Genomic DNA, 13,512 nt, shown 5'->3' on the forward strand with positions numbered 1-13,512 from the left:
GTAGCTCAAGCCTTTTTTACAAGCAGGAAAGCCCGTCGTTTCAGAAAAGGTTCATTTGTGAATCATCGTTTTTTCTGCGCCGGGTGCGATGTTGAGCCAATTTCGGAAGACCCTCGGATTCGAATTCGCCTTCTTCAAGGTTATGCAGAATTTCGTTGGCTCGCTCCAACACGGATTGCGGCAGTCCCGCCAGCCGTGCGACGTGAATGCCGTAGCTCTTATCCGCCGCACCGGGAACAATCTTACGCAGGAAAGTAATCTGATCGCCGCGCTCTTTCACCAGTACGCTGGCGTTCTGCACTCCCGGCATCGTCAGGCTCAAGTCGGTCAGTTCATGATAATGTGTTGCAAACAGCGTCTTGGCGCGTACCGCCGGGTTTGTGCAGAGAAATTCGGCCACCGACCATGCGATGCTGATGCCGTCGAACGTACTGGTGCCGCGGCCGATCTCGTCGAGCACGATCAGGCTCTTCGGCGTCGCGTTGTTCAGAATATTCGCCGTCTCCTGCATCTCCACCATAAACGTACTTCGTCCGCGCGCCAGATCGTCGCTGGCCCCGACGCGGGTGAAAACGCGGTCAACCAGTCCGATCTTCGCTTCCGACGCCGGAACGAATGATCCGATGTGCGCCATGATCGTAATCAGCGCGACCTGCCGGATATAGGTTGATTTGCCCGCCATGTTCGGCCCGGTAATCACGATCAGCTGATGGTCGGCGCAATTAAGCGTTGTATCGTTCGGCACGAACCGCTCGGCGTCCGGCATCTGCTCGACCACCGCATGGCGGCCATCGTGGATGATCAGTTCATCGCCGTCGCTCATGACGGGTCTTACATAGCGGCGCGTCAGCGCATTTTCGGCGAAGGACGCCAATACGTCGGCTTCGGCGACGGCGCGGGCATTGCGCTGAATTTCGTCAATGTGTTTAACGACTTCGTCGCGGAGTTGAGTGAACAGTTCGAATTCCAGCGCGACGGCCCGTTCCTGCGCGCCGAGAATTTTATTTTCGTATTCCTTCAGCTCCGGCGTGATAAACCGCTCGGCATTGGTCATCGTCTGTTTGCGGGTGTAGGTTTCCGGCACCATCGCAAGATTGCTGTTGGTGATCTCGATGAAGTAACCGAACACCTGATTGAAGCGCACCTTGAGCGACTTGATGCCGGTACGTTCCTGTTCCGACGCCTGAAACTCCGCCAGCCACTGTTTGCCTTTACCGGCCGCGTCGCGCAGTTCGTCCAGTTCCGCCGAAAAGCCGCGCCGGATCATTCCTCCGTCTTTGGTCGAAACCGCTGGCTCGTCGTCGATCGCCTCGTCGATCATTTTCCCAATGGCTGGAAGTTCGGTCAGCGATTTTTCCAGTGCTTGAAAACTTCCGTTTGCCGCCAGCAGTTTTTTGAGCTTCGGCAGTTGGTCGAGTGATTCGCCGACGGCGCGCAGGTCGCGGGCATTGCCGCCGCCCGAACCGAGCCGCGACATAATCCGTTCGAGGTCGCGCATTTCGCCGAGCAGTTCGCGCACTTCGGCCAGCAGTGTCCGGTTGGCGGTGAATGCTTCCACGGCGTCGAGCCGCGCATTGATGGATGAAAGATCGCGGAGCGGGCGGACAATCCAGTCGCGCAGCATTCGCGCGCCCATCGCGGTGCGGGTCGTATCCAGTACGGAAAGCAGCGTGGACTTCGGACCTTGCCGCGCCGGATTGAGCGGCGCGACCAGCTCCAGATTCATCACCGTCGTTTCATCGAGCAGAAGATAGTCGTCCGGATTTTTAACCTGAATGCGCCGGACGTGAGAAAGATTCCGGCGCAGTCCGGTATTTACGTAATAAAGCACCGCACCGGCGGCGCGCAGTCCGAGCGGCGAGTTTTCGCAGCCGAACCCTTTCAGCGAATGCACCTTGAAGTGGCGCAGCAAAACATCTTCCGCGCTGGCGGATTCAAACGTCCAGTCTTCGCCGACAGTTTTGAGCGTCCGGCCGATGACGGCCTGAATTTCCGGATCGTCCGCCGCCGCTTCGGCGACGATGCATTCCTGCGGTGCGTAGCGCGCCAGATTTCCGGAGAGCGCGTCGGCGCTGGCCGACTCTTCGATCCAGAACGCGCCGGTCGAAAGGTCGAGCATGGCGAGGCCGAAACGCCCGCCGTCGCGAACAAGGCCCGCGAGATAATTGTTCCTGGTGCGGTCGAGCGACGTTTCGTCGAGAATCGTTCCGGGCGTCACCACGCGGGTAATCTCGCGCTTTACAATCCCTTTGGCGGTGGCGGGATTTTCAACTTGTTCGCAGATAGCGACTTTTTTTCCCGCGTCGATCAGCTGGGCGAGGTAGCCTTCGGCGGCATGATAGGGAATTCCGCACATCGGAATGTCATGGCGTTTGGTTAGCGTGATGTCCAGGATGCGCGCCGCTTCCTTGGCATCCTCCATGAACATTTCGTAAAAATCGCCGAGGCGGAAGAAGAGCAGGGTGTTTTCCGGCAGTTCACGGCGGATGCGCCGGTACTGATCCATCATCGGTGTGCTTTTTTCTGCCATAGCCCGCACAAGCTAACAAAGCAGGCTTCCAATGTCTGGAAGTTTTTTCAATGTTTGGTAAATCCAAGTTGGAAGGTCAGGATTTGAGGTTGCAGAAAAGAATTTCCTGTTTAGAATGCGGAGCAGTTGGCGGGGGCATGGTGCGCCTGCCGGAAACGGAGGGTTCATGAAGAAGCGTTACGGATTACTTGCCGGGTTGATGCTGGTTGCGATGCTCACTGGATGCGGTGGAAGCGGTATTGATGAAAACAAGCCGGTCAGCCAGGTTGCGGCTGATGCGCAGAAGATGACGCAGGCCGATCTGCAGAAGATGGTGGCGAAATATGACGCCGCTATTGCTGAAAAAGGCAAAGAACTCGAAGCCCTCGCGGCAAAGGTTAAAGATATTCCGCTGACCGAACTGATGGGCGAAAAAGCCAAGACCCTCAAGGGCGACATGAACAAAATCACCACATCAGTCGGCAAGCTGAAAGACCAGATGGCAGCTTATGCCAAGGAGCTCGCCGCCAAGAAATAACCGGAACATTTAGTTCCAGACAACGCCCCGCATCCGCGGGGCGTTTTTTATTTCCAAGGTTCGGAAAATTAATTGCGGCCATTTGCAAAGCCGTGTACCTTGGCATCCTCATGCGCCGCGCTTTGTGTGCGGAGCCGGTTTTGACTAAAAATTAAATCCAAGGAGAGTTGCGATGAAGGGTATTCCAATCTCAGGTGTCCGCAATTTTGCACTGATGGGCCACACGGGCAGCGGCAAGACGTCCCTGCTGGATGTGATGCTCAATATCCTTGGAACCAATGAGCGGGCCGGCTCCGTGGACGATAAAACCAGCATGGCCGACTGGACGCCGGAAGAGCAGGAACACGAAATTTCGATCTGGGCGAAACCCTTCGACGGCGTTTATACCGCCGCCAGCGGCAAACAGCGCCGCTTCGTCGTTATTGACACTCCCGGCTACGCCGACTTCGTCGGCCAGCAAATGGCCGCCGCCGAAATCACCGACGCCGCGCTGATCGTGGTCGATGCCGTTTCCGGCATTCAGGTCGGCACCAACCGCGCGTGGAAAATATGCGAGAAGCGCAATCTGCCGCGCGGTGTCGTCATCACCGGTCTCGACAAGCCGGAAGCCAGTTTTGAAAAAGCGTTGGCTGCCGTTAAAGCCATGTGGGGCGACATCCGCTGTGTGCCGGTCGTTTTGCCGACGACCGACGGAAAATCTGAAGTCGATATTCTCGACATGCCGACCGATGCCGTGCCCGCCGATATGGCGGCCACGGTGAAGGCGATCCGCGACCATCTGATCGAGCTGGCCGCCGAGACCAACGACAAGCTGATGGAAAAATATTTTAACGGCGAAGAACTCACTGCCGACGAATTCTCGCACGGCCTGCGCGAATCGGTACACGAAGCGCACCTGATTCCGGTGTTCGCCTGCTCGGCCAAAACGAAAATCGGCGTGAAGGAAACGATGGATTCCATCAGCCGCCTTTTCCCGTCGCCGGAAGATTATCCGGTCAAATGCGCCGACGGCCACGAAGTCGCCACCGGCGAAGACCAGCCGTTCGCCGGACTCGTCTGGCGCTCGGTCAACGATGCGTTTACCGGCCAGCTCAGCTTTGTGCGCGTCTATCGCGGCAAACTTACGCCCAACTCCGAAGTGCTCAACGCCACCAAAGGCGAAAAGGAACGCATCGGCAGTATTTTTTACATCAACGGTAAAAAATCGACTGACTGTCTGGAGGCCAAGGCAGGGGATATCATTGCGCTACCGAAGCTGAAAAACACTTTCCTGAACGACACGCTCTGTGCGACGACGGAAAAAATTACGTTCAAACCGATTGAATTTCCGCATCCGGTTTCCGCCTACGCCGTCGAACCCAAGACCAAAGGCGACGAAGACAAAATCGGCACGGCACTGCACCGCGCGGCGGACGAAGATCCGTCCATCCGCGTCGAGCGCAACACGGAGACCCGCGAAACCCTGCTGTGGGGTATGGGCGATATGCACCTCGACGTCACGCTCGAGCATATCCGGAACCGCAGTAAAGTGGACATCACCCACCACACGCCGAAAGTCGCTTACCGCGAAACCATCACCGGAACCGGCGAAGGGCACTATAAGCACAAAAAGCAGTCCGGCGGACGCGGCCAGTACGGCGAATGTTTTGTGCGGGTTCATCCGCGCGCGCCGGGCGATAACGAATGGTTCGCCAATAAAGTCGTCGGCGGAACCATTCCTCATAACTTCATTCCCGCCTGCCAGAAAGGTTTTCTGGAAGGAATGGCCAAAGGCCCGCTCGTCGGTTCCGAAGTCAGTAATCTAAAAGTGGAACTCTACGACGGCTCCTACCACGACGTGGACTCGTCCGAAGTCGCTTTCAAAATCGCCGGTTCGCGCGCCCTGCACGAAGCGATCGAAAAAGCGCGGCCGGTTCTGCTGGAACCGATCATGACCATCGCCATCACCGTGCCCGACGAGTACATGGGCGACATCACCGGCATCCTCAACACCAAGCGCGGCCGGATTCTCGGCATGGGCGTGGACGAAGGGATGCAGGTTATCACCGCCGAAGTGCCGCAGGTCGAAACCTTCAAATTCTGTTCTGAACTGCGCTCCGTCACCGGCGGACGCGGCTCGTTCGAGCTGACCTTCGCCCGCTACGAACAGGTCGCCGCCAGCATCGCCCAGAAAATCATCGCCGCCGCCCAGAAAGACAAAGTCGCCGTCGAGGATTAATCTGATTTTCCAGGGGTTGGAAGAGATTCTTCCAGCCCTTGGGATAATTCGCGGAGGGTTCCGTGAAGCAGATTGGGCGGATGAACGCCGGGTCTGGTTCGTGTGAACACGAAAGTGCGACGGGATATTCAGTCAAAAGACGGGCGTTAACGCCTCCGGCAGGGAAGAACACGTGAACCACCGCAATTCTTTTCAGGATTACCGTGCACCGGCTTTTTACATGATTACGATGACGACGCTCAGCCGCCGTCCACTTTTTTCTGCCTGCGCAGATAACCTCTCGACGCTGAATGAGGATGGCTGGCTGGTTTACAACCTGTGGCATGCCATGCCCAAAACCTATCCGGAGCTGACTCTTTCGACGCTGGTGATTATGCCCGATCACCTGCACGGAATTGTGCGCGTGACGGAACGCATGGCACACAGCGTGGGCGTGCCGCTGCGTGCCTTCAAATCGCAGGTGACCAGTGCGTTGCGAAAGAAATATGAAAACCCGTCTCTTGCGGTCTGGAATCCGGGTTATCATGATCTGTGTGTCTGGCGCAAAGGGGCGCTGAAGGCGTATACGCATTATCTTTGCGACAATCCGCGCCGGTATTGTCTGCGAAAAGAGCATCCGGATCTCTTTATCCGGGTCAATCATCTGCGGCATTCCCGGTTGCCGCCGGAGCCTATATGGAACGGGTATGGCAACCGCTTTCTGCTCGACCGTCCGGAGATCATCAGCCTTCGGGTTTCGCGGCGGGCTTCTCCGGCAGACATTGAGGGCTTGTGCAAATCGTTTGTTGATCAGGCCGCACGCGGCGCGGTGGTGATTTCGCCCTTTATTTCATCCGGCGAAAAGGCGGTGGTGTCGGCCATTCTTGATGCCGGTCGCGGTGACGTGATTCTTATGAAGGCCGGAGGGTTCCCTGACGGTTACAAGCCATCCGGGCGATATTACGATCTCTGTGCGCAAGGCCGCCTTCTGATTCTTACGCCTTATCCCGATTGCAGTTCGCCGCCCGCACTGACGGGGGCGCAATGCAACGCAATGAATACGTGGTGTGCCTGGATTGCCCAATCAGAAATAAACTGAATTTTTTATGCAAAACAGGACTTGAGTTCCCGTAACCGGTACAGCCGGATTAAGAAAGGGTTCTGTGAAGGAGAGCGAAGCAGGATGGGAGGAGGGGCGCCGGAAGCGGTAAAAAACGGTTTATTTCACTCCGATGGTTGTGTATAAGGTGCGCTTCCGGTGTCCGGAGGACGGACGGCAATTTTATGGTTTAGCGGGAGAGTTTCATGTCAGGTCATAGTAAGTGGGCGAATATTAAGATCAAAAAGGGCAAGGCGGATGCCGCCCGCGGTAAAGCGTTCAGCAAGATCGCCAAGGAAATGACGGTGTCGGCGCGTATTGGCGGCGGCGATCCGTCCGGCAATATCACGTTGCGCATGCTGATCGGCAAAGCCAAGTCCGTGAATATGCCCAAGGACAATATCGACCGCGCCATTAAGAAAGGTACCGGCGAGCTGGAAGGCGGATCACTGGAAGAGCTGATGTATGAAGCCTATGCTCCGGGCGGAGTCGGCATTCTTGTGCAGGCGTTGACTGATAACAAGAACCGCGCGGCTTCCGAAATTCGTAATGCGTTCACCAAGAACGGCGCCAGTCTGGCTCAGCAGGGAGCCGTTAGCCGCAGTTTCCAGCGCAAAGGACAGATTTATATTGATGCCGCCGGGATTGATGAAGATTCGCTGATGAATATCGTGCTGGAAGCCGGAGCTGAAGATATGCGGCGCGACGGCGACCAGTTCGAAGTTTTGACGGCGTTTGCCGATTATTCCGCTGTGTCCGAAGCCCTGACGAAAGCGGGTATTGCGACGGCTTCATCGGAGCTGACGATGCTTCCCGAGATGCCGACGGATATTAAGGATAAAGAACAGGCGCAGAAGGTGATGAAGCTGATTGATGCGCTGAACGAACTCGACGATGTTCAGAATGTGTACGGCGCGTTTGAAATCGACGACGCCATTCTGGCGGAAATGGAATGAATAAAGTCCGCATTCTAGGGGTCGATACCTCACTGCGCTCGTCCGGCGTGGCGGTGATTGAGGTGTCGGGCCAGCAAATGCGGGCTTTGGCATACGGGCGGATTCACAATAAAGCCGCTTTGTCGCACACCGGCTGTCTGGCGGCGATTCACCGCGAAGTCGATAAGCTGATTACAGAGTTTTCCCCCGATGAAGCCGTTATTGAAGGTGCTTTTTTTGCCAAGAACGCCAAAACGGCGATGATTCTCGGCCAGGCGCGCGGCGTCGTGCTGGCGGCCTGTGCCTTGCGTAATCTTCCGGTTTATGAATATTCGCCGCGCTCAATCAAGCAGGCGACGGTCGGAGCCGGAGCCGCCACCAAAGATCAGGTTGCCAAGATGGTGGCGCGTCTGCTGGGGCTGGCAGAAATTCCGCAAGACGATGCCGCCGATGCGCTTGCGGCGGCCATCTGCCACGCCCACCAACGCGGCCTGCCGGAAGCCTTGCGTTCAAAACCGGTTTAATGTAGTTTGCGTGCCCTGTTTAAAAAACAAAAGGAGAACGACCAGATGGAACTCAAGGAAATCAAGAAGATCGTCGAGATGATGACCGAGAACGACCTCGCTGAATTTTTGCTCGAAGAAGAAGCTTTTACCCTGCAGCTCAAACGCGGTACCGCGGGCATCACCCAGATCGTTTCCGCTCCGCAACAGATGATGGCCGCTCCGGTCGCTGCCGCTCCGGTTTCAGCTCCCGCCGCCGTTCCGACTGCCGACGCTGATGCCGGGCTGGTTGCCATTAAATCTCCAATGGTTGGAACGTTCTACCGCTCACCGTCCCCGGATTCCGACTCGTTCGTTCAGATCGGGCAGGACGTATCCGCCGAAACGGTCGTTTGCATCATCGAAGCGATGAAGGTGATGAACGAGATCCAGTCCGAAGTGAAGGGTAAGATCAAAAAGATTCTGGTCGATAACGCCACACCCGTGCAGTTCGGCCAGCCGCTTTTCCTCGTCGAACCGGCTTAGTCGAAATAGCACCGGCTGAATCTGACACCTGAATCACGGGATTTTCTATGTTTGAAAAAATACTGATTGCCAATCGCGGCGAAATTGCGCTGCGGATTATCCGGGCCTGCAAAGAGCTGGGAATCAAGTCGGTCGCGGTTTATTCCGAGGCCGACGCGGAATCTCTCCACGTTCAGATGGCTGATGAGGCCATTTGTATCGGTCCGGCTTCCGCGACATCCAGTTATCTGAAAATGGCAAATATCATCAGCGCCGCCGAGGTGGCCGATGTGGATGCCATTCATCCGGGTTACGGCTTTCTGGCCGAAAACGCGCACTTCGCCGAAATCTGCCGGGACTGCAATATCACCTTCATCGGGCCGGATCCGGAAGTGATCCGCAAGATGGGCGACAAGGCGATTGCCCGCGATACGATGAAAGCCGCCGGTGTACCGATTACTCCCGGCAGCGACGGAATTCTCGCCACGAAGGAAGAGGCGCTGGCGCTGGCTCATAAAATGGGTTATCCGGTTCTGATTAAAGCGGTGGCTGGCGGCGGCGGAAAAGGAATGCGCGTGGCGCATAACGACGTCAGTCTGGCGCAGGGATTTATGATGGCCAGCGCCGAAGCCGGAAGTGCTTTCGGGAATCCCGATGTGTTTATGGAAAAATACATTGAGTCCGCCCGGCACGTTGAAGTGCAGGTGATCGGCGACAAGCACGGCAACGTGGTGCATCTTGGCGAGCGCGATTGCAGTATTCAGCGCCGCCACCAGAAGCTGGTGGAAGAGTCGCCCTGTCCGGTGCTCACGCCCGACGAGCGTAAGGCACTCGGTGAAGCCGGTGTCAAAGCCGCCAAGTCGGTCGGCTACAACAGTGCCGGAACGCTGGAATTTCTTTACGACGAAAAGGCCAAGAAGTTTTACTTCATGGAAATGAATACCCGTATTCAGGTGGAACATACCGTCAGTGAAGAAGTGACGGGGATCGACCTGGTTAAGGAACAGATTCTGGTCGCTGCGGGCAGAAAGCTTTCGTTCACGCAGGACGATGTAAAAGTGCGCTACCACGCCATCGAATTCCGTGTGAACGCCGAGGATCCCTATAAGAACTTCACTCCGTCCCCCGGTAAAGTCGAAGCGGTGCATTTCCCCGGCGGCCCCGGCATCCGGATTGATTCGCACGTTTACAGCGGCTACACCATTTCGCCTTACTACGACAGCATGATTGCCAAAATCATCGCCCGCGGAGCCAATCGCGAAGAGGCGCTGAACCGCCTGCACCGCGCGCTGGAAGAGTTCACTATCAACGGCCCGCACACCACGGTACCGGTCGGCATGGCGCTGCTGATGGATAACCGTTTCCGGCGCGGCGAGTACAACACCGCTTTCCTCGAAAAATTCATGCATGAAAATTTCATGGTAGACCGGTAGCAGGGAGGTGCGGCGATGAGTGAGCGAAACGTTCCTTTTTCCAGGAACTGGCCGATTCCGGAAGAAAAATCCGAAGATGCCGGTCTTGGCACGGTACAGATTCACAACAACGTCATCGCCGTCATCGCTCATGAAGCGGCCAACCGTGTTCCCGGCGTGGTGGAGCTTTCCGGAACGCTGGTTGACGAGCTGGTTGATATCATCGGTAAACGCCACCGCGATCGCGGCGTTCGCGTCGCCGTTGAGTCGGAAAATACCATCATCGTCGAACTGACCGCCGTGCTTGAGTACGGCGTTTATATTCCCGAGGTTTGCGGAAAACTTCAGCTCGAAGTCCGCAAGTCGATCGAAGAGCTGACCGGCAAGCGGGTGCAGGCGGTTAATATTTCGGTGCAGAGTATTCGCCGCGCGGTGAAGGATTCGGCAGAAGGAGGTGTGAAATGACAAAGTTTCTTCATGTACTTTCCGGACTGGTGATCTGGTTTCTTTTTGCCGCGCTGGGCGGTGCACTGGTTCATGCGAACATTCCTGGTGTAACGATAAGTCTGTTTGACGTCCTGCCACCGCTTCAGAGTATCAAAACGACTGGTATCGGCGGTGTGATCATACTGCTTGCCATGCTCTACCTCATCACCTTCGCTCCTCGTCGCCAGAAGGCGCGCTACATCTCCTTCGATTCCGGCAACGGCGCGGTATCCATTAGCGTCAGTGCCGTGCGTGATTTTATCCGCAAGCTCGGCGATGAATTCGGTGCCGTGGTCGGTATCGACCCGAAAATCCGCTCCGAAAAAGACGCCATCAGTGTCGATCTGGATGTGAAAGTCCAGACAGGCGTCCGCATCCCGGAATTCTCTCAAGCTCTTCAGAACCGGGTTCGCGAAGGGATGCAGGACAGTCTGGGTATTCTTGAAGTGAAGGAAGTCAAAGTACGCATTCAGGAAATTGTCGGAACGCCGCGGCCTTCCCGCCGCTAATTAATCCCATGAAGAAAAACAACGCTCCCCAATTGGTTATCGTCGGTTCCATCGGAATTGACACCATCGAAACGCCCCGCGAAAAACGCGTCGAAATTCTCGGCGGCTCCGTCAGCTACGCCTGTGCCGCCGCCTCGTTCTTTGTCAAAACCGGCATGGTTGGCGTCGTCGGCACCGACTTTCCATCCGAGCACCGCGATCTCTGGGAAAAGATGGGGATTGATCTGGCCGGGCTTCAGACCGAAGAAGGCAAAACCTTCCGCTGGTCCGGCGTCTATGAAGCCAACATGGACAACCGCCGTACGCTTCTCACCGAGCTGAATGTTTTCGAGCGCTTTACGCCGGAACTGCCGGAAGCCTACCGTGACGCGCCGTACCTTTTTCTCGGTAATATCGCGCCGGAACTCCAGCTTCATGTTCTTGAGCAGGTGCACTCGCCGAAGTTTGTTCTGATCGACACCATGGATCTTTGGATCAACATTGCCCGCGAAAAACTGGTTCAGGTTGTCGGTAAGTGCGACATGCTCACGCTTAACGAATCCGAAGCGCGCCTTTTCACCGGCGAACATTCGCTCATGGATGCCGCCAACGCATTGCTCGCGATGGGGCCGCGTTTTGTCCTGATCAAAAAAGGGGCCAGCGGCAGTATGCTGTTTTCCAAAAACGGAATCTTTCTGCTGCACGCGTTTCCGCTGGCGGACTTCAAAGATCCGACCGGCGCGGGCGATACCTTTGCCGGCGGATTGATGGGCGCGCTGGCCGAATCCGGCGGAACGGATGAGCCGGCAATCCGCCGCGCCATGCTCTACGGAAGCGTCACCGCCGCCTTTGGCGTCGAAGAGTTCAGTCTGGAACGTCTGGCAGCCCTTGACCGGAAGCAGATTGACCTCCGCGCTGACCAGCTTAAGTCAATGTGCCGCATAGACTAACGGATCATTCCGGCTTCCAGAGCTTTTTCGGTCATTTTAAATGCCTCAAAAGCCCCGCCGCATTTGACAGTCCATCATTGTCTTGTTAAATTCCTGCCGTCTCGCTGGTTGCATTTGTGCAAACCCGGAAGGAGCGTAAGATATGTCAGCATGGGCGATTGTTCTAGCATGCGGTAAGGATCAGGAAATTGGAGCAGGCATCGATGTGGCATTTCTCACACTCGGTTCCCGGCCGATCGTCGCGCGTTCCATTCAAACACTGGAACAGAATCCGCTCATCGAAGGAATCGTACTGGTCGTTCGCAAAGAGCGCGTGGACAGCGCATTGCATACCGTTCGCTCCTTCGGCTGCCGCAAAATTTCTGCCATCGTTGCTGGCGGGCCGATCCGTTTGACGAACCTGAAGAACGCGCTGGAAAAAATTCCGGAAGAAGCAACCGCAGTATTGATTCATGAAGCCACCCGTCCGTTTGTAACCGACGAAGTGGTCGCCGAAACCATCAAAGCCGGCAAACGCTACGGTGCCGCCATCGCCGCCGTGAAGAGTCCCGAAGCAGTTAAGTTCGCCGAAAAAGGGCAGAAGGTTACCAAATCGGTCGATCGTAACAGCGTCTGGCTGGTGCAAAGCCCGCAGGTTTATAAAATCGACGTGTTCAGGAAGATGCTCAAAGGCTCTGGCAAGTTGATTGATGACGATTCCGAACTGCTGGCGAAGGGGAAACAGGAAGTTCATTTGGTGGCTGGTTCGACCGGCAACATGAAAATCCGCACGCCGGACGATCTGCAAGTCGCTTCTGCCATCCTCAGTGTCGCACGCCGCACGCCATAACTTCCGCACAAGGCCGACGGGACGTCGGCGATACGTACCGCAACCGTCCCGGTTGCCTTGCTGGGAAACCGTCAATGTGCGACGGTAAAACCTTTAAATTCACCGGTTGCCGCCGACCGGCGGACGAGTTCGGTGGTGATGTATTTTCCGAGGTTCGACCGGCGGATCGCCTGCAAAAGCTCCATCAGCGACTCTTCCGCGCCTTCCGCCACCACTGACACGCCGCCATCGAACTCATTCTTCACCCAGCCGGTTACATCCAAGTCCTGCGCCAGACTTACCGCCGTGTACCGGAACCCGACGCCCTGCACCCAGCCTTCATACCGTACAGTTATTCGCTGAGGAATCATTTTTTAACAGGGGTATAAACACCAATAGTGTTGTCCACATATCGGCGTGTGCTTCCTGATACAGTTGAGTAGAAAGGCTCCAGAACAGATTCTTGCGTTTGACCATCTTTCATGAAATGACGCCAATCAGCATAGGAATGTGTCACCGGCCCTCCTTTCATCGGTACTGGGGCGCGCAGCGTCAACGCAATGTTATCACTCTTTTCTTTATGAGGCGGGAGGTGTGGTTCAACACTGTGATGGAGGATGGCTCCATAAAAGTGCATTTCTTCAGCTAGCAGGCAGGCGTCTACTAGAGGGCGACCAAAAAAACTCGATTTTTCAAAATCTGCAGTAAATAAGCCGTATGCGAGCGCGCCTTTGATTGGAACACGAGCTACAAGCATTTCGCACAATAAGTAGGTCGCTGTAAGGAGAAGATCATCGGCATCTTCTGGTGTATTGCCGTGAGAAACAAAAATAATGGAATCGGAAAACATAATGGGCGGGGCAATATTTTTCAGTACGTCGCCTCTAAATTTCTCGAGGCTTGCTACGGTTTTGCAAACCCGAGCCATGATTTTTTGGACCTCTTTATGATCATTCCGGTAAACGAGGTCTTTAAATCCCATAATGTCGAAGAAAGCGACAAATCGTTCAGCAGTTTCAGGTATGTCCATTGATCATCCTCCCTTATTGCATGTGGCACACTTAAGTTGTCAGTGCTGGGAAA

The 13,512-nt window shown here is 55.7% G+C and carries 14 protein-coding genes; 11 read left to right on the forward strand and 3 right to left on the reverse strand.

The features are described 5' to 3' along the window. Positions 1-40: 40 nt before the first annotated feature. Complete coding sequence (mutS, locus tag HOO88_01970) at positions 41-2,530, reverse strand: DNA mismatch repair protein MutS (protein NOU35533.1); 2,490 nt, start codon at positions 2,528-2,530, stop codon at positions 41-43. 166 nt (positions 2,531-2,696) lie between these two features. On the opposite strand from mutS, the gene HOO88_01975 reads away from it, so the two are divergent. From HOO88_01975 to HOO88_02025, 11 genes are all read left to right on the forward strand, one after another. After that, complete coding sequence (locus tag HOO88_01975) at positions 2,697-3,047, forward strand: hypothetical protein (protein NOU35534.1); 351 nt, start codon at positions 2,697-2,699, stop codon at positions 3,045-3,047. Between the two features lie 172 nt (positions 3,048-3,219). After that, the gene (locus tag HOO88_01980) at positions 3,220-5,265 is read left to right on the forward strand and encodes an elongation factor G (GenBank protein NOU35535.1); all 2,046 of its coding nucleotides are present in this window, start codon (positions 3,220-3,222) and stop codon (positions 5,263-5,265) included. Between the two features lie 172 nt (positions 5,266-5,437). Further along, entirely contained in the window at positions 5,438-6,343 is a 906-nt protein-coding gene (locus HOO88_01985; protein ID NOU35536.1) for a hypothetical protein, read from the forward strand. 206 nt (positions 6,344-6,549) lie between these two features. Then, complete coding sequence (locus HOO88_01990) at positions 6,550-7,299, forward strand: YebC/PmpR family DNA-binding transcriptional regulator (protein NOU35537.1); 750 nt, start codon at positions 6,550-6,552, stop codon at positions 7,297-7,299. After that, on the forward strand, positions 7,296-7,802 hold the full coding sequence (ruvC, locus tag HOO88_01995; protein NOU35538.1) for a crossover junction endodeoxyribonuclease RuvC: 507 nt from the start codon (positions 7,296-7,298) through the stop codon (positions 7,800-7,802). The genes HOO88_01990 and ruvC overlap by 4 nt, the downstream gene beginning before the upstream one ends. 45 nt (positions 7,803-7,847) lie before the next feature. Next, positions 7,848-8,306: an acetyl-CoA carboxylase biotin carboxyl carrier protein gene (accB, locus tag HOO88_02000; protein NOU35539.1), complete on the forward strand. Its 459-nt coding sequence runs from the start codon at positions 7,848-7,850 to the stop codon at positions 8,304-8,306. A gap of 47 nt (positions 8,307-8,353) precedes the next feature. Continuing rightward, positions 8,354-9,718, forward strand: a complete 1,365-nt coding sequence (gene accC, locus HOO88_02005; GenBank protein ID NOU35540.1) for an acetyl-CoA carboxylase biotin carboxylase subunit — start codon at positions 8,354-8,356, stop codon at positions 9,716-9,718. Between the two features lie 15 nt (positions 9,719-9,733). After that, a complete protein-coding gene (locus HOO88_02010; GenBank protein ID NOU35541.1) occupies positions 9,734-10,162 on the forward strand; it encodes an Asp23/Gls24 family envelope stress response protein in 429 nt (142 codons plus the stop codon). After that, the gene (gene amaP / locus HOO88_02015; protein ID NOU35542.1) at positions 10,159-10,692 is read left to right on the forward strand and encodes an alkaline shock response membrane anchor protein AmaP; all 534 of its coding nucleotides are present in this window, start codon (positions 10,159-10,161) and stop codon (positions 10,690-10,692) included. Before HOO88_02010 ends, amaP begins: the two co-directional genes overlap by 4 nt. Before the next feature lie 8 nt (positions 10,693-10,700). Further along, complete coding sequence (locus HOO88_02020; GenBank protein ID NOU35543.1) at positions 10,701-11,621, forward strand: sugar kinase; 921 nt, start codon at positions 10,701-10,703, stop codon at positions 11,619-11,621. Between the two features lie 142 nt (positions 11,622-11,763). Beyond that, entirely contained in the window at positions 11,764-12,450 is a 687-nt protein-coding gene (locus HOO88_02025) for an NTP transferase domain-containing protein (GenBank protein NOU35544.1), read from the forward strand. 71 nt (positions 12,451-12,521) lie between these two features. On the opposite strand, the gene HOO88_02030 is transcribed toward HOO88_02025, so the two are convergent. Together HOO88_02030 and HOO88_02035 are read right to left on the reverse strand one after the other, a co-directional pair. Then, positions 12,522-12,800, reverse strand: coding sequence for an acylphosphatase (locus tag HOO88_02030; protein NOU35545.1), 279 nt, complete (start codon positions 12,798-12,800; stop codon positions 12,522-12,524). Beyond that, on the reverse strand, positions 12,797-13,459 hold the full coding sequence (locus HOO88_02035) for a hypothetical protein (protein NOU35546.1): 663 nt from the start codon (positions 13,457-13,459) through the stop codon (positions 12,797-12,799). The genes HOO88_02030 and HOO88_02035 overlap by 4 nt, the downstream gene beginning before the upstream one ends. Positions 13,460-13,512 lie beyond the last annotated feature (53 nt).

The organism is Kiritimatiellaceae bacterium, assembly GCA_013141415.1.
In the GTDB taxonomy this organism is placed as follows: Bacteria; Verrucomicrobiota; Kiritimatiellia; order Kiritimatiellales; family Tichowtungiaceae; genus Tichowtungia.